This is a genomic window from Acidovorax sp. 59, from assembly GCF_002754175.1.
In the GTDB taxonomy this organism is placed as follows: Bacteria; Pseudomonadota; Gammaproteobacteria; order Burkholderiales; family Burkholderiaceae_C; genus Acidovorax; species Acidovorax delafieldii.
Genome location: NZ_PEET01000001.1, coordinates 4335879 through 4351489, shown reverse-complemented (window position 1 = coordinate 4351489; position 15611 = coordinate 4335879). Strand labels below are relative to the sequence as shown.

Below are 15611 nucleotides of genomic sequence, written 5' to 3'. Positions count from 1 at the left end.
CATGACGACCCACAACCCCAAAGAACTGCTGCTCCAGGCCAAGGGCCTGCAGGCCTGGTACGGTGCCGCGCAAATCCTGTACGACGTGGACCTGGACGTGCGCCGGGGCGAAGTGGTTGCGCTGATGGGCCGCAATGGCGCGGGCAAGTCCACCACGCTCAAGACGCTGATGGGCATGCTGTCCAAGCGCAAGGGCAGCATTCAGTTCATGGGCAAGGACCTGTCCAGAACCGATCCGCACGACGCTGCCCGCCTGGGCCTGGGCTTTGTGCCCGAAGACCGCCGCGTGTTCACCGACCTCACGGTGATGGAGAACCTGGAAGTGGGCCGCCAACCCGCCCGCACCTGGCCCGATGGCACAGCCGCCCCGGTGTGGACGCCCGAGCGCCTGTTCAAACTCTTTCCCAACCTGGGCGAGATGCCCCAGCGCCCGGGCGGCCGCATGAGCGGTGGCGAGCAGCAGATGCTTACCGTGGCCCGCACGCTCATGGGCAACCCCTATCTGGTGCTGCTGGACGAGCCCTCCGAAGGTGTGGCGCCCGTCATCGTGGAGCAGATGGCGCACATGATCCTGGAGCTGAAAGAGCAGGGCGTGAGCATCCTGTTGTCCGAGCAGAACATGCACTTTGCCGAGCTGGTCTCCGACCGCGCCTACGTGCTCGAAAAGGGCCAGATCCGTTACCAGGCCAGCATGGAAGAGCTGGCCGCCAACGAAGAGGTGCGCCGCGCCTACCTCAGCGTGTGAAGCAGAAGTTCCCCGGCCCTGGCCCTACCGGGCCATGGCCGATGTGTCAGTGCGTTCCCAACCGGAGTGTTCACCATGCAAACTGCGCAACGTCGTCGCTTTCTTCTTCAATCGGCCGCGCTCACCGTGGCCGGGGTCAGCTTCCCTGCCAGCTGGGCGGCAGGCAAGATCAAACCCGGTGAGCGAGCGGCGCTCATCGTGGTCGATGTGCAGAACTGTTTTGTCCCGGGCGGCACGCTGCCCGTGGCCAAGGGGGATGAGGTGGTGCCCGTCATCAACCGCATTGCCACAGCGTTTGAAAACGTGGTGGTCACGCAGGACTGGCACACCCAGGGCCACGCCTCTTTTGCCAGCACCCATGCGGGCAAGAAGCCGTTTGAAACCACCAAGCTGAGTTACGGCCAGCAGGTGCTGTGGCCCGACCATTGCGTGCAGGGCACCGACGATGCCGCCCTGCACAAAGACCTCCAGGTGCCCAAGGCCCAGGTGATCCTGCGCAAGGGCTTTCACCAGCATGTGGACAGCTACTCGGCTTTTGAAGAGGCCGACCGCAAGACCTCCACCGGCCTGGCGGGTTACCTCAAGCAGCGTGGCATCAAGACCGTGTTTGTCACCGGCCTGGCCACCGACTTCTGCGTGGCCTGGACGGCGCTCGACGCCAAACGCCTGGGCTTCGAAAGCTATGTGGTCGAAGATGCGACCCGCGCCATCGACCTCAACGGATCGCTCGACGCTGCCTGGAAAAACATGAAGGCCAAGGGCGTCAAACGCATCCAGTCCAGCGACATCGATGTCGCCTGACGGCGCACCGCCCCGGTGCTTCGGCGCCGGGGTTTGACGGATTCACAACACCCCGCAGAAATGGTTGCGCAGCCGCTCCGCTTGCAGGGAAACTTGCGCCTTTGATGTAAGGAGCGTTTCATGAAATGTCGTGGGATGGAGGAGGGGAGCATCGACCGCCGTGTGGTGCTGACGGCCCTGGCCGCCGCTGCTCTGGGGGCCGCGGGCCCGGCTGCTGCCGAGACCGGGGTGACGGACACCCGCATCAAGGTGGGACAGTCGGCCGTGTTCACCGGTCCGGCCAAGGATTTCGGGGTGGACTACAAGGCGGGCATTGCGCTGGCGTTCGACAAGGTGAACAAGACCGGCGGCGTGCAGGGGCGCACGCTGGAGCTGGTGTCGCACGATGACGCGTACGAACCCAAGAAGACCGCCGAGAACACGGCCAAGCTGATTGACGAAGACAAGGTCTTCGCCCTGATCGGCTACGTGGCCACCGGCAACCTCATCGCCGCCATGCCCCTGGCAGAGAAGGCGGGCGTGCCCATGTTCGCGCCGCTGGTGGGCACCACGTCGTTTCGCACCACGCACAACCGCTACCTGTTCCACGTGCGCGCCAGCTATGAGACCGAGCTGCGCAAGATCGTGGGCCACCTCGCCACGCTGGGCATCAACAACATCGCCGTCATCTACCAGAACAGCGCGTTTGGCAAATCCAACCTCGACACCTGCCTGCAGATCGCTCAGGGCCTGAAGGTCAAGGTGGTCGATTCCGTGCCCATGGAGATCGCCGCCACCGACGCCAAGCCCCAGGTGGCGCAGCTCACCAAGGCCCAGCCGGGCGCGGTGGTGATGATCATGGCGGGCAAGATGGTGGAGGTGTTCCTGCGCGACTACCGGGCGGCGGGCGCGGCGTCGCCGCTGTACACCATCTCGGTGGGCATCACCGACGCACCGGGCTCTGCGCAGCGCCTGAACGGCGGCATCGAAGGGCTGGTCACGGCCAGCATCGTGCCGTCGCCGCAGGCCAGCCGCCTGGCCATCGTGGCCGACTACCGCAAGGACCGCGCGGACGCGGGCGAAAAGATCGACAGCTACACCATGCTGGAGGGCTATATCGCCGCGCGCGTGTTTGTGGAGGGCCTCAAGCGCGCAGGCAAAGCGCTCACGCGTGAAGGCTTCATCAAGGCCATGGAAGACATGGGCACCACCAAGATCGGCGACTTTCCGCTGGTGTACGGCCCGGGCAACCACAATGGCTCCAACTTTGTGGACCTGGAGATGTACACGCGCAGCGGGTCGCTGCGACGTTGACTGAGAACAACCCACCGAGACATGCACGCGCCCGCTTCACTCTCCCCGGTCGTCGTTAATGGCCAGCCGTTTGCCCTGCCGCAGAGCACCTTGGCCAGCGCCACGCTGCTGCACGTGCTGCGCAACGACCTGTCGCTCAACGGCCCCAAGTACGGCTGTGGCCTGGGGCAGTGTGGTGCATGTACGGTGCTGGTGGATGGGATTGCCGCGCGGGCCTGCGTGATCCCGGCGCAGGGCGTGGCAGGTCGCGAGGTGACCACGCTGGAAGGGCTGCCCGGACGCTGCAGCCGCACCGCAGGACTTCACCCGGTGCAGCAAGCCTTTGTGGATGAGCAGGCCGCGCAATGCGGCTATTGCCTGAACGGCATGGTGATGATGGCCGTGGCCTTGCTGGAGCGCAATCCTGACCCCGACGAAGCCGCCGTGCGCCGCGAGCTGTCGGGCAACCTGTGCCGCTGCGGCACACATGTCGAGATCATCCGCGCCGTACTGCGCGCGGCCCAGTTGATGCGCGAGGCCCAGGCATGAACACGCCTCCACCCCTGCGCGCCCACAGCCCGCTCACCCGCGCCGACTTCCATGCCGCCCAGGGCGTGCTGCTGGTGGTGCGCAACCCGCCGCCCGCACCACCGCCCGTCAAGGGCCAGCCCGCCCTGGTGGCGGGCAACCCGGCCGAGGGCGTGGAGATACTGGTCGCCGTGTGGGACGACGGCAGCGTGACCGCACTCAACGGCCATGTGGACCTGGGCACCGGTATCCGCACCGCACTCGCGCAGATCGTGGCCGAAGAGCTGGATGTGCCTTTGGCCCAGGTGAACATGGTGCTGGGCGACACCACCCGCGCGCCCAACCAGGGCGCCACCATCGCGAGCGCATCCATCCAGATCCACGCCAAGCCCCTGCGCATCGCCGCTGCGCAGGCGCGCCACTGGCTGGTGGCCCAGGCCGCAGAGCGGCTGGGCGTGCCAGTGGATCAATTGCAGGTGCGTGCGGGGATCGTGCAGGTCACTGCAGACCCATCGCGCCAAGTGGCCTACGGCGCGCTGCTGGCGGGCGCGCACACCACGCTGGATCTGGTGGACGCCACGCCCACCAAGGCCGCCGCCGATTACACCGTGGTCGGCCAGTCCGTGCCACGCGTGGACATCCCCGCCAAGGTCAGTGGCGAGCTGGTGTTTGTGCACGACATGCGCGTGCCCGGCATGCTGCACGGCCGCGTGGTGCGCCCGCCGTATGCGGGGGCCGACCATGGCGACTTCATCGGTAACACGCTCGAATCGGTAGACCAGCAGTCCATCGCCCACATCCCCGGCATCCGCGCCGTGGTGGTGGTCCGCGACTTTGTGGGCATCGTCGCCGAGCGCGAGGAGCAGGCCGAGCAGGCGCTGCGCGAGCTGAAAGTGCGCTGGAAGGACTGGCCCGGCTTTCCGCGCCAGGACAGCGCCGAGGCGCTGGAACAAGCCATCCGCGCCAACCCCGCCACGCAGCGCCGCTTGGTGGACGAGGGCGATGTGGAGGGTGCCCTGGCCGCGCTGTCTGCCAACGGCCAGCCGATGCCGCGCACCTACGTGTGGCCGTACCAGATGCATGGCTCCATCGGCCCGTCCTGCGCGGTGGCCGAATGGCGCAGTGATGACAGCACCGGCCGCCCGCGCATGACCGTGTGGGCAGGCACGCAAAACCCCCATGTGCTGCGCGCCGACCTGGCTCGCCTGATGGGCCTGGCCGATGTGGACATCGACCTCATCCGCATGGAGGCCGCAGGCTGCTATGGCCGCAACGGTGCCGATGACGTGGCCGCCGATGCCGCGCTGCTCTCGCGCGCCGTCGGTGCCCCGGTGCGCGTGCAGCTCACGCGCGAGCAGGAGCATTTGTGGGAGCCCAAGGGCACGGCGCAGCTCATGCAGGTGCGCGGCGGGCTCAAGGCCGATGGCACCGTGGCGGCGTACGACTTTGAAACGTCCTACCCCTCCAACGGCGCACCCACGCTGGCCCTGCTGCTCACCCGCACCATCGAGCCCGTGGCCCAGGCCTACGAGATGGGCGACCGCACCGCGCGCCCGCCCTACCAGTACGACAACCTGCGCGTGGCCGTCAACGACATGCCGCCCATCGTGCGCGCGTCGTGGCTGCGCGGCGTGTCGGCGCTGCCCAATTCGTTTGCGCACGAGTCCTATGTGGACGAGCTGGCCACGGCGGCGGGGGTGGACCCGGTGCAGTTTCGCTTGCAGTTGCTGAACGACCCGCGCGCTGCCGAGCTGGTCCAGGCCACGGCCGAGAAGGCGGGCTGGATTCGCCGCACCGGCCCCCAGCAGCGCCCCTTGGATGGGGACTGGGTGCAGGGCCAGGGCTTTGCCTACGCCCGCTACATCCACAGCAAATGGCCCGGCTTTGGCGCCGCCTGGGCCGCCTGGGTGGCCGATGTGGAGGTCAACAAGAAGACCGGCGAGGTGCATGTGCGCCGCGTGGTCGTGGGGCACGATGCGGGCCTGATGGTGAACCCCGCCGGTGTGGAGCAGCAGGTGCACGGCAACGTGCTGCAGACCACCAGCCGCGCGCTCAAGGAGCAGGTGACGTTCGAGCCCGTCAAGCAGGCCGTGGACAACCGCGAGTGGGGCAGCTACCCCATCCTGAGCTTCCGCGAGGTGCCGGTCATCGAGGTCATGCACATGCCCCGGCAGGACGAGGCGCCGCTGGGCTCCGGCGAGTCGTCGTCTGTGCCGGGCACGGCGGCCATTGCCAATGCAATTTTTGACGCCACGGGCGTGCGCTTTCGCGCGCCGCCGTTCACGCCCGAGGTGGTGCGTGCCGGGCTCAACCCCTTGCCCGGTGGCGCAGGCGAGGCGGCTGCAGGCAGCACCGCACCCACTGAGCAGGCCGAGGTATTGCCCACGCTGGAGCTGCCCGCACCCACCGTGCCCGCCAGCGCCACATGGCCCACCCAGCGCAGCCCCTGGGCGCGCGCCCTGGCTCTCGTCGCCGGTGGCATCGCCATGGGCGCGGCGCTGCTGGGTTGGCGCCCCTCCATCGCGCCCGTGGTGCAGACGGCAGGGGCCTCGGTCTACAACGCTGCCACCATCGAGCGGGGCCGCCTGCTGGCCGCTGCGGGCGACTGCGTGGTGTGCCACACCGCCCCGGGCGGCACGCCCAACACGGGTGGCCGCGCCATGGACACGCCGTTCGGCAAGGTCTACACCACCAACCTCACGCCCGACGCCGAGACCGGCATCGGCCAGTGGTCCTTCAGCGCTTTCCAGCGCGCCATGCGCGAAGGCATCTCGCGTGACGGCAAGCACCTGTACCCCGCGTTCCCCTACACCTCGTTCGCCAAGATGAGCGACGACGACCTGACCGCGCTGTACGCCTACCTCATGGCGCAGCCGGCCGTGCGGGCCGAGGTGCCGAAGACCCAGTTGACCTTCCCCTTCAGCGTGCGCCCCCTCATGGCGGGCTGGAACGCGCTGTTCCACGACGCCACGCCGTTCAAGCCCGACCCGACCCGCCCGCCCGAATGGAACCGGGGCGCCTACCTGGTGCAGGGCGTGGGCCACTGCGGCGCCTGCCACACGCCGCGCAATGCGCTGGGGGCCGAGTTGGGCGGGGCTGCGTTCCTCTCCGGGGCCATGATTGATGGCTGGGAGGCGCCTGCGCTCACCGGCCTGTCGAAGGCGCCCGTGCCCTGGACGGCCGATGCGCTGTACGGCTACCTGCGCCACGGCCACAGCCCGCAGCACGGCAGCGCCTCCGGCCCCATGGCGCCTGTGGTGCGCGAGCTGGCCCACTTGCCGGACGACGACATCCGCGCCATGGCAAGCTACCTGGCCTCGTTCACCGCTACGGAAGCGGCTACCCAGCCAGCCACCCTGCCAGTGTCTGACCCGCAGCAGCGCGCCCAAGCCGCCGTGGCCCAGGCCGCCGCGCTGGCCCCGCAGCCCGGCCAGGCACAGCGGCTGTTCGATGGCGCCTGCGCGGCCTGCCACCACGACGGCGATGGGCCGCGCCTGCTGGGCGTGAACGTGTCCCTAGCGCTCAACAGCAACCTGCACAGCGACCGACCCGACAACCTGCTGCAGGTCATCGTGCACGGCATCCGCGAGCCCGCCGCGCGGGACATCGGCTTCATGCCCGGCTTTGGCCACGCGCTCAGCGACGCGCAGATCACCGAGCTGGCGGGCTACATGCGCCAGCGCTACGCCCCCGGCCGCCCGGCGTGGCGCGATGTGCCCGAGGCGCTGGCCCGTGTGCGGGCGGGGCCTGCACATCCGTAGCCTGGCGATCTCGCAGCCCCCCTCTGGGCGATCGTCAACACGGTTTTGGAGCCTTTGGGTGCTGAGGCGCTAGTGGAATATGCGCAAACTGCTATCAAAAATAGAGCGACCGCAGGTGCAGTGTTCGGCCCGACAATCGGGCTGCACCACCGCCCTGACACCATGACAGCTGCCGCTCCCTTGCCATCGCACAGTGCTTTGCGCACCCCGCACCGGCGCGTGCAGCGCATCGGCGGCGCCGCAACGCTGGCCCTGTGTTGCTTGGCCCTCACGGCCTGCGGGCCGGATGTGCAGGGGTCGCCCAAGCCGCCTCCGGCGTTTGGCCCCGTGCAGAGCAGCTGGTTCGGCTGCCCGTCCTTGCAAGGCGTGTACGCCTGGCCGCCGGTGGAGCCCGCTGGCGTGCGGGGCAGCCTGCCGTTTTTCACCGGCTCGGCCGAGATGCAGGTCTGGGTGCAGCAGCAGCGCGGCGAAACCACGCTGCGCACGCGCACCGTCAACCGCGCGCGCAACGTGCGCACCTCGCTCACCCGGCAGTGGAGCCTCGTCACCTACAGCGGCGCGCAGGCCCGCTGCAGCTCCGGCATGCTCGACCTGGTCCCGCAGACCGTGTCGCCGGACAAGGAGCCTGGGGCCTCGGGCGTGCTGCAGGGTTTCAGGCTGGCGCTGCTCAAGGATGGCGGGCTGGCCGTGGGCAAGCGCACCGTCAGCACGGGCAACAAGGGCTCGTACTTCTCGTGGGGTGGACAGTCCTACGGCAGCTACGACGCGCCCGATGTGGAGACCTGGACCTGGTTCAAGCTGGCCCGGACCGCTGCGGGGGACAGCGAGCCGCCGGTCATCGACGCCTACGTGCCTGGGGCCACCTCGCCCTGATTCGTGCAGAGGGTCCCTAGGCGCTTCGGCTTGGCTGCGGCGCGCGAAAAAGGCCGCGAACTTCCCCGTTTATCGCGCCACCGCCTGCGCCGCCTCCTCGGCACAGTGGCATCGGGGCTTGGTCCATGGTGGGGCAGGCCCGGGCGCCCGCCTCTTTTTGTCGTGGCTGGCGCCCATGTCATCGGCCAGCCCCTGCGGCGGCCGCCCACTGTTGTCCGTTCAAGGAGAAGACCATGCCCGCTAGCGAAATTGAAATCCACGCGATCGTGCTGCGACTGCTGCGCGAAGGCTATACGGCCCTGACCGCCGCCCAACGCCGGGTGGTGGACACGCTGATGGCGGTGTGCTGACGCCTGCCTGCGGCTGTTCGAGGGCCCCACGGGGCTTTTTGCGATCCGTTTGAAGCCTTTTGGGCCGGATGCGCTAGTGCTGATTGCCTGAATAGCTATCAAAAATGTAGTAACTGCAGCTCGGCCTGCATCGCCTGCGCAATCAGGCGCATGTCGCGGTCGCTGACGGCCAACAGCCCAAAGCGGAACTTGCTGCCCCAGCGCTGGCGGTCGTCCACAAACTCCAGCGCGTCCAGCAGCGGCGCAATCGCCGCCTCACGCGCAGGCACATAGGCCACATCCCGCCGCGACGGCACAAACCCGCCGCCCATGTCAAACGCATACGGCGCGCCCGGCAACACGATGCCGATGGAGACAAACGCCTGCAGCCGGTCCTTGCCCCCCATGGTCACCGTCGGCGCGTAATACGCCACGCGGTCGCCGGGCCGTATGCGCTGCAGCGGCGCCACCTTGCCATGGCACACCTGCATGTAGCCCGCACCCGGCGTGGCGCATCCCCGGCGGGCGTGCTGGGCGCAGGCCACGGCGATCCAGTTGCGGCGCGTGGCGGCTGCAGGGGGCGCTGCCGGCAGGGGCATGTCGTTGCGCGCAGGCGCGGCATCCGGCCAAAGGGGGTGTTGCAGCACGGCGTCGGTCATGAGAAAGCTCCTGATCAAAGAAGCCACCGATGGTGCGGGCGTGCTGCTGACACCGCAGTGTCAGTACCTTTGCAGCATCCCTGTCAGCAGCGCGCGGGTTCTCAGACCAGCTGCCCCCACTGCCACAGTGCAAACCCGCCCAGCAGCAGGGCCGACGCCCGGTTGATGCGCTGGCGCCAGGCGGGCGTAAAGCGCTGGCGCTGGTAGGCAATCGCGCCGGTCAGCAGCAGCCACCAGGCGGCAGAGCCCACCAGCACGCCCGCCACCATCCACAGCGGAGACGGCAGGCTGGGCCGGCCGCCACCCAGCGAGCCAAACACCGCAATGAACGACACGATGGTGGCCGGGTTGGCTAGCGTCAGCGCAAACGTGCCGGCCGCCAGGCCCAGCAGCCCCCGCGCATCGCGGGCCGGGGCTGCGGTGTGGGCCGCCGGCGCGTGCCAGGTGCGCCAGGCCAGCACCAGCAGCAGTGCGCCGCCGCCCAGCGCCAGCGGCGTCTTGGCCTGCGTCAGCCCATCGATGAGCCAGCGCACGCTGAAGGCACCCACGGCGCCATACACCGCATCGGCCGCAGCGGCGCCCAGGCCCGTGGCCAGCCCGGCTGCCAGGCCCCGCTCCAGGGTGCGTTGCATGGTCAGCAGGCCAATGGGGCCCACAGGGGCCGCGATGAGCACGCCGATCACGGCGGCTTGCAGAAACACGGTGAGTGAGGTCAAGTCCATGCACCGATGCTAGGCCGGCGGCGGGCGGTGGAGAATGCAGAAAATTCGGCGAATCCAGAAATTGGTTTCGGTTTTTTCTGTGCCAATCGATAAAGGCTTTTATGGAAGTCGATGACAAAGCCTGGCGCCTGATCAGCGCGCTGCAGGCCGATGGCCGCGCCTCGCTCAAGGAACTGGCCGAGGCCGTGGGCCTGTCGGTGCCCGCCACGCTGGAGCGCCTGCGCCGCCTGCAGGAGGCGGGCGTGGTGCGCGGCGTGCATGCCGATGTCGACCCCGCCAAGGTCGGCTACGGCGTGCGCGCCGTGGTGGGCATCAACGTGCCGCAGCCCGGCAAGAAGGCGCTGATCGACAAGCTGCGCCAGTCGCCCCAGGTGCTCGAATGCCACCACGTCAGCGGCAACGACTCGTATGTGATGCAGGTCGTGGCGCGCGACCTGCCCGATCTGGAGCGCTTTCTGGGCGACATCAACGGCTATGGCGAAACGCGCACGTCCATCGTGTTCTCCACCCCCATCCCGCTGCGCGGCCTGGCCCGCCCTGAGGCGGGCTGACCCACCCCTCAGAACGTGATCTTCACCGACGCCGCACTGCGCTGCGCGTCGCCATGGAACACCGCCTCGATGTTGTTGCCATCCGGGTCCAGCACAAACGCGGCGTAGTAGCCGGGGTGGTAAGCCCGCTCGCCCGGCGCGCCGTTGTCGATGCCGCCGTGGGCCAGCGCAGCTTGGTAGAAGGCATCCACCATCGCCCGGTCCCGGGCCTGAAACGCCAGGTGCGTGCGGCCGGTCAGGTGACCCTGAGCGGCAGGGCTGTCGGCCGACGACACAAACAGCTCGTCGGCCCAGAAGTAGCCCTCGTCCGCCCCGCCCATGGGCACCTGCAGGGCCTGCAGCACCGCCGTGTAGAAGGCCTGGCTGGCCGCCAGGTCGCGCACGACCAGCTGCACATGGTCAAACAGCCTGCCCCGGTGGATTTCTTGCGCTTCCATGCTGTGCTCCTTTCGTAGACCGTCGGTGCGTTGTGGCTTCAAGCCAGCGCGTGCAGACCCACGCGGTTGCCATCCAGGTCGTGGATGTGTGCAAAGAAGCCCATGCCCGGCGGCAGCGCCTGGCGCGGCAGGGCCACGCGGCCGCCCTGGGCCACCGCGCGCTCCAGCGCGGCGTCGAGCGAGGGCGATGCGTCCAGGTACACCAGCGTGCCGCTGCCCGACACCTGGGGCGCCGTGGGGCCCATCATCAGCGCGCCGCCTGCGCCATCGGCCTCAGGGTCGTAGGCAAACACGGCGCCTTCGCTCGGGCCCATGTTCTCGCGGCGCATGGGCTGGCCCAGCACGGCTTCGTAAAAGGCCTGGGCGCTGTCCAGCTGGGTGGTGGGGATCTCAAACCAGGCGATAGCGTTTTTCATGGGGGCTCCTTGTGTGTGAAAGAAAGAATCAACGAACAGACAAACAAACGAAGCCCCGATGGTGAGCGGGGGCTGCTGACAGCGGAGTGTCAGCAGCCTGTCACCCCGCATCACATTGCCGGAGCGGGCGCGGACGCCGCCACCTGCGCCCGAAACGCACGCGGCGACAGCCCCGCATCGCGCGTGAAGGCGCGGGTGAAGTACGCCGGGTCGGCATAGCCCAGCGTGTAGGCAATGGTGGCCACGCCCAGGTGCGTGTAGGCCAGGTTACGCCGCGCCTCGCGCATCAGGCGCGCCTCAATCAGCCGCTGGGCCGACACGCCCGTGGCAGCACGCGCCACGCGGCTCAGGTGCGTGGGCGACACGGCCAGCGCCCGCGCGTAGTCGGCCACCTGCCAGTGCTCCAGAAAATGCGCCTCGATCAGCGCCTCCAGCCGCTGCACCAGGCTGGACTCTGGCGCGTGGGTGTCGTCCGGGCTGTGCTCGTCCATCGCGCGCGCCACCCAGCCCAGCAGCGTGGCGCTCAGGCCCCGCAGCACCAGCGCACGCGCCTTGGCGCGGCCCGAGAACTCCTGCCAGACCTGGCCGATGGCCTGGTGCAACTCTGGCGGCGCAGGCGCCACGGCGGGCCGCGCCAGGTCGCGCCGCACATCGCCCACGCGCACAAAAATCTCGTCCATCAATTCATCGGCCAGCGTGGCCACCCAGCCCTGCGTGTGCTGCGTAAAGCGGAATGCGTGCACATGCCCCTGCGGCACGTTGATGAGCGCACCGGCAAACAGCGCAATCCGCTCGCCATCCAGGTGCGCCACGCCCCCGCCCGAGGTGATCAGCAGCACCTGATGCAGCCGCGTGTGCCGGTGCGGCGCCAGCTCCCAGTCGTGCAGCGCCGATCGCTCGGCAATCGTCTCGCAGTGCAGCACATCGGGCAGGTGCTGCGACTCGCCGAACAGGCTGTACGAGTGGATGGTTCCGATGTTCGAAAAGTGCATGTTCTGGCTCCATCCGTCCATTCAACGCGGCGACTGTGCCACGTATCTTTGGGTGGTCGTTTTGACCCATGTCATCAACCCAACAGAGCGGCTCACACAACTCAGCGAAGCGCCCTGGCCAGGCGTCCTGCCGCAGACAGTACAAGTAGTACGGCAAGGCGGGACAACAACGCCAGGGGAGTTTTGTGAGTCGCTCGCCACAAAGGAGACACCATGAAAACCCAGGTTTGCATCATCGGCGGAGGCCCCTCGGGCCTCATGCTCTCGCAGCTCTTGCACCTCAAGGGCATCGACACCATCGTGCTGGAGCGCCAAAGCCGTGAATACGTGCTGGGCCGCATCCGCGCCGGCGTGCTGGAGCATGGCTTTGCCGCACTCATGCGCGAGGCCCAGTGCGGCGAGCGCATGGACAAGGAAGGCGAGATCCACGACGGCTTCATCATTGCCCACGACGGCCAAATGGACCGGGTCGATTTGCACAAGTACAGCGGCGGCAGCTCCGTAGTGGTCTACGGCCAGACCGAGCTGACGCGCGACCTGTACGAAGCGCGCGACCGTATGAAGGGCGTCGTCATCCACAACGCCGAAGACGTGCAGCCGCACGACCTGAAAAGCGCCAACCCGTATGTGACCTACCGCAGTGGCGACGAGGTGGTGCGCATCGACTGCGACTTCGTCATCGGCGCCGACGGCTTCCACGGAGTGAGCCGCAAGTCCATCCCGCGCGACGTGCTCAAGGAATACGAAAAGGTCTACCCCTTCGGCTGGCTGGGCGTGCTCTCGCGCACCAAGCCCGTCTCGCCCGAGCTGATCTACGCCAAGCACGAACGCGGCTTTGCGCTGTGCTCGCTGCGCTCGCAGGTGCTGAGCCGCTACTACATCCAGGTGCCGCTGACCGACAACGTGGAAGACTGGTCCGACGAAGCCTTCTGGGCCGAGCTGAAGCGCCGCCTGCCCGCCGAAGTGGCCGAGCAGCTCATCACCGGCCCCTCCATCGAAAAGTCCATCGCCCCCCTGCGCTCCTTTGTGGCCGAGCCCATGCGCTACGGCAACCTGTTCCTGGCGGGCGACGCCGCCCACATCGTGCCGCCCACAGGCGCACGGGGCCTGAACAGCGCGGCGTCGGACATCTACTACCTGTACCACGCCATGGTGGCGCACTACAAGGATGGCGACAGCACCGGCCTCGACAAATACTCGGAAAAGGCCCTTGCCCGCGTATGGAAGGCCCAGCGCTTCTCGTGGTGGATGACGACCATGCTGCACACCTTCCCGGATTCCATCGCGTACGACCAGAAGCTGCAGGACACGGACCTGGCGTACCTGTTCTCGTCGGAGAAGGCGCTGGGATCGCTGGCGGAGAACTATGTGGGGTTGCCGTTCTGAGCACCTGGCAGTAGCACTGCTATCTAATCAAAGGCCTGCATGGGGTTCTCTCATGCAGGCTTCTTCTTTTGTGTGTGCCCGGTAGGCGTTGCGTGCAACCGGCGTTCCGTCTGCTCACGCGGCGCGCCCTACGGCTTGCGTACTGCGGCCCCCTTGCGGGACCCAATGACAAAGCCGCTTTCTATGCAGCTCCCCCGTGCACGGCAATCTCCATCTGCTACGCATAATTTAGGCAGAACTGATGCTTACGCCCGCACAGCAGGCTCGATAGCATCGCACCAAGTTTTCAGATCATTGGCCCCGTGCTGTCGATGTGCAAATCGACGATGGCTTGAACACGATGAAGCTGCTGACGCAGCGTTTTGAGGCACTGCACTTGACGGTAGTGGGCGCCCATCAACAACTTGGAAAGCCATCACAAATGGATTGGGTCCCGATAGTCTTCATCACCTTCAAGGTGCTCGTGTTTGGCACCTGCATGTTCTACGCCATCAAGTGGCACCACGACCAAGGGAAGAAGGCGAAAGAAGAGGCCCGCAGATCGCGGGCGCCGGCTGAACGCACGCCGGGCGCGGCGGAGTAGGCGGCTGCCGCCCCGCATTTGGAAGGCCCAGCACACCTTCCCCGAGTCCCTGGCCTACGACTAGAAGCGACTGCGCAAGGACTCTTATCCAAGAAGGCACTGCGGTCGTGGCCGGATAACTATTTGGGTTCGGCTTTGAGTATCCGCGCGCGCCTTAGATAACGTCTCTGCAGTCTCTTAGTCAATGTATTTCGCAGATGTCAAGTGGGCTGGCATAAGTGCCTGATAGCCACCCCTAAGCCTGGATCAGGATTTTCTAAAGCGGCGCCTGTGCTCACACAGATTGTCACTGTCGGGCCTGCGGATAGGGGTATGGGACACTTCGCAAAAAATGAAAGAGAAACATGCCCACCCTGTTTTTTATGCCGTGGACGTATGTCGAAGAGGCAGGCCAAGTCGGACCAATTGCTTTTGTTCCGTATGAAAGAGAAGCGTGTCCTGGCCCTCTGGGTGACACCACGCAACGTAGCCTTGATGCCATCATTGGAAACTATGCTGATCGAGCCTTCGCTCAGAACCCAGATTCCACGGTGCCGGTGCGCAAAGCGCTCATCCTGCGATGGGCTGGGGATAACGAGCGCAAAAGCTTGCTCATCGATAGAGAAATTCAAGAGCGGTTGGAGCAAACGCAGTTGCTGACCTTTGCCGCGCTTTCTGCGCGGCAGTTTGGCATGCACCGGAACTATTGCAACGCCGATAGCTTGATTGCCATTGCACAGCACTTTTCAGAAGACAACCCAGCGGCTACGGCGATAACTACTCGACGCCGTGATGGGAACAGCATGAACTACATGACCGGCGGCACCGGTAAGCCGCTCTTCTTGCGGCCCTTGCATGTCTCGGAAAGGTACTCGCTAAACATAGATAACAACCTTGCCCTTGCTCTGCTAAATGTCCCGGACGGACATACGCGGAACCGCATATTGGACGCAATCACTCTGTTCAATAAAGCCAACACCGACTCTAACGACGTTCCACCCTCTGCGGAAATCGTATTCATGCGTGCCGCACTAGAGACGCTGCTAGGAGCCAGTCATAAGACGTCGGACCTGAAGGCCAAATTGGTAAAGCTCCTGGCCCCGCATCTGGGTCCGGTCAAGTGGCACAACGTGCATATTGAGCCCAGTAGGTGGCAGGGTCGATGGAAGAGTGAGCTGCGCCCTTTCTCTGCGTGGATCGAAGACTTTTGCCACTGGCGGAACGAAGGTGCGCACGGTAAAACTGAATCCCAAAAGCACCCCGACCCAGTCTGGTCCCTCTGGAATCATCTTTTGTTCACGAGTTGGCTTATGGGGCGCATTGTTAAAGTCGTTCTCGCCAATGAGGGCCTGTATACCCTTACATCATGCGATAAGGACGAGCTTCAGAATGTCGAGCTTTTCTTCGCGTACGACATCACGGCTCGCGACGCAGAGGGGCACATGTACTGGCAGGTGGTCCTAACGGATATTCATTACGTGCGACTCGGCAGAGAGCTACGTGAGGTATAAAAAAGTGATTCAAGAGCGGGGGGATGCGATGGAGAAGATTAGGCGACTTTATTACTTGACAGGCTC

The 15611-nt window shown here is 66.3% G+C and carries 15 protein-coding genes; 10 read left to right on the top strand and 5 right to left on the bottom strand.

Translation table 11 applies throughout. From position 1 onward, the window contains the following. The first annotated feature begins 1 nt into the window (after position 1). The 6 genes from CLU87_RS19920 to CLU87_RS19895 all read left to right on the top strand — a co-directional run bounded on the left by CLU87_RS19920 (position 2) and on the right by CLU87_RS19895 (position 7980). On the top strand, positions 2-745 hold the full coding sequence (locus CLU87_RS19920; protein ID WP_099732262.1) for an ABC transporter ATP-binding protein: 744 nt from the start codon (positions 2-4) through the stop codon (positions 743-745). A 75-nt stretch (positions 746-820) separates the two neighbouring features. After that, on the top strand, positions 821-1546 hold the full coding sequence (gene pncA, locus CLU87_RS19915; RefSeq protein WP_099732261.1) for a bifunctional nicotinamidase/pyrazinamidase: 726 nt from the start codon (positions 821-823) through the stop codon (positions 1544-1546). A gap of 120 nt (positions 1547-1666) precedes the next feature. After that, positions 1667-2839, top strand: a complete 1173-nt coding sequence (locus CLU87_RS19910; protein ID WP_082522292.1) for an ABC transporter substrate-binding protein — start codon at positions 1667-1669, stop codon at positions 2837-2839. Positions 2840-2860: 21 nt separating this feature from the next. Then, a complete protein-coding gene (locus CLU87_RS19905) occupies positions 2861-3367 on the top strand; it encodes a (2Fe-2S)-binding protein (RefSeq protein WP_099731554.1) in 507 nt (168 codons plus the stop codon). Then, complete coding sequence (locus CLU87_RS19900; protein ID WP_099731553.1) at positions 3364-7107, top strand: molybdopterin cofactor-binding domain-containing protein; 3744 nt, start codon at positions 3364-3366, stop codon at positions 7105-7107. The genes CLU87_RS19905 and CLU87_RS19900 overlap by 4 nt, the downstream gene beginning before the upstream one ends. A gap of 162 nt (positions 7108-7269) precedes the next feature. Beyond that, a complete protein-coding gene (locus CLU87_RS19895) occupies positions 7270-7980 on the top strand; it encodes a hypothetical protein (RefSeq protein WP_233193826.1) in 711 nt (236 codons plus the stop codon). Positions 7981-8428: 448 nt separating this feature from the next. Here the strand turns inward: CLU87_RS19895 and CLU87_RS19890 are convergent, their stop codons facing one another. Then, positions 8429-8968, bottom strand: coding sequence for an EVE domain-containing protein (locus tag CLU87_RS19890; RefSeq protein ID WP_233193825.1), 540 nt, complete (start codon positions 8966-8968; stop codon positions 8429-8431). A 101-nt stretch (positions 8969-9069) separates the two neighbouring features. Next, positions 9070-9690: a LysE family transporter gene (locus CLU87_RS19885; protein WP_099731551.1), complete on the bottom strand. Its 621-nt coding sequence runs from the start codon at positions 9688-9690 to the stop codon at positions 9070-9072. A gap of 101 nt (positions 9691-9791) precedes the next feature. On the opposite strand from CLU87_RS19885, the gene CLU87_RS19880 reads away from it, so the two are divergent. Further along, entirely contained in the window at positions 9792-10241 is a 450-nt protein-coding gene (locus CLU87_RS19880; protein WP_099731550.1) for an Lrp/AsnC family transcriptional regulator, read from the top strand. Between the two features lie 8 nt (positions 10242-10249). On the opposite strand, the gene CLU87_RS19875 is transcribed toward CLU87_RS19880, so the two are convergent. The 3 genes from CLU87_RS19875 to CLU87_RS19865 form a co-directional block, all read right to left on the bottom strand. After that, entirely contained in the window at positions 10250-10678 is a 429-nt protein-coding gene (locus CLU87_RS19875) for a VOC family protein (protein ID WP_099731549.1), read from the bottom strand. Positions 10679-10716: 38 nt separating this feature from the next. After that, positions 10717-11094 (bottom strand): VOC family protein, encoded by a 378-nt coding sequence (locus CLU87_RS19870; protein ID WP_099731548.1) that lies wholly within the window; start codon positions 11092-11094, stop codon positions 10717-10719. A 110-nt stretch (positions 11095-11204) separates the two neighbouring features. Beyond that, positions 11205-12086 (bottom strand): helix-turn-helix domain-containing protein, encoded by an 882-nt coding sequence (locus tag CLU87_RS19865; RefSeq protein ID WP_099731547.1) that lies wholly within the window; start codon positions 12084-12086, stop codon positions 11205-11207. A gap of 213 nt (positions 12087-12299) precedes the next feature. On the opposite strand from CLU87_RS19865, the gene pobA reads away from it, so the two are divergent. From pobA to CLU87_RS19850, 3 genes are all read left to right on the top strand, one after another. Then, positions 12300-13472, top strand: coding sequence for a 4-hydroxybenzoate 3-monooxygenase (gene pobA, locus CLU87_RS19860; RefSeq protein ID WP_099731546.1), 1173 nt, complete (start codon positions 12300-12302; stop codon positions 13470-13472). A gap of 313 nt (positions 13473-13785) precedes the next feature. Beyond that, the gene (locus CLU87_RS19855; protein ID WP_099731545.1) at positions 13786-14055 is read left to right on the top strand and encodes a hypothetical protein; all 270 of its coding nucleotides are present in this window, start codon (positions 13786-13788) and stop codon (positions 14053-14055) included. 344 nt (positions 14056-14399) lie between these two features. Beyond that, the gene (locus tag CLU87_RS19850) at positions 14400-15545 is read left to right on the top strand and encodes a hypothetical protein (RefSeq protein ID WP_099731544.1); all 1146 of its coding nucleotides are present in this window, start codon (positions 14400-14402) and stop codon (positions 15543-15545) included. Positions 15546-15611 lie beyond the last annotated feature (66 nt).

Bases quoted from the DNA above. Each gene is read 5' to 3' on its own strand.
- CLU87_RS19885 (WP_099731551.1), bottom strand. From the start codon at position 9,690: ATGGACTTGACCTCACTCACCGTGTTTCTGCAAGCCGCCGTGATCGGC.
- CLU87_RS19920 (WP_099732262.1), top strand. From the start codon at position 2: ATGACGACCCACAACCCCAAAGAACTGCTGCTCCAGGCCAAGGGCCTG.
- CLU87_RS19895 (WP_233193826.1), top strand. From the start codon at position 7,270: ATGACAGCTGCCGCTCCCTTGCCATCGCACAGTGCTTTGCGCACCCCG.
- CLU87_RS19910 (WP_082522292.1), top strand. From the start codon at position 1,667: ATGAAATGTCGTGGGATGGAGGAGGGGAGCATCGACCGCCGTGTGGTG.
- pncA (WP_099732261.1), top strand. From the start codon at position 821: ATGCAAACTGCGCAACGTCGTCGCTTTCTTCTTCAATCGGCCGCGCTC.
- CLU87_RS19870 (WP_099731548.1), bottom strand. From the start codon at position 11,094: ATGAAAAACGCTATCGCCTGGTTTGAGATCCCCACCACCCAGCTGGAC.
- CLU87_RS19890 (WP_233193825.1), bottom strand. From the start codon at position 8,968: ATGACCGACGCCGTGCTGCAACACCCCCTTTGGCCGGATGCCGCGCCT.
- CLU87_RS19905 (WP_099731554.1), top strand. From the start codon at position 2,861: ATGCACGCGCCCGCTTCACTCTCCCCGGTCGTCGTTAATGGCCAGCCG.
- CLU87_RS19850 (WP_099731544.1), top strand. From the start codon at position 14,400: ATGCCCACCCTGTTTTTTATGCCGTGGACGTATGTCGAAGAGGCAGGC.
- CLU87_RS19865 (WP_099731547.1), bottom strand. From the start codon at position 12,086: ATGCACTTTTCGAACATCGGAACCATCCACTCGTACAGCCTGTTCGGC.
- CLU87_RS19875 (WP_099731549.1), bottom strand. From the start codon at position 10,678: ATGGAAGCGCAAGAAATCCACCGGGGCAGGCTGTTTGACCATGTGCAG.
- CLU87_RS19900 (WP_099731553.1), top strand. From the start codon at position 3,364: ATGAACACGCCTCCACCCCTGCGCGCCCACAGCCCGCTCACCCGCGCC.
- CLU87_RS19880 (WP_099731550.1), top strand. From the start codon at position 9,792: ATGGAAGTCGATGACAAAGCCTGGCGCCTGATCAGCGCGCTGCAGGCC.
- pobA (WP_099731546.1), top strand. From the start codon at position 12,300: ATGAAAACCCAGGTTTGCATCATCGGCGGAGGCCCCTCGGGCCTCATG.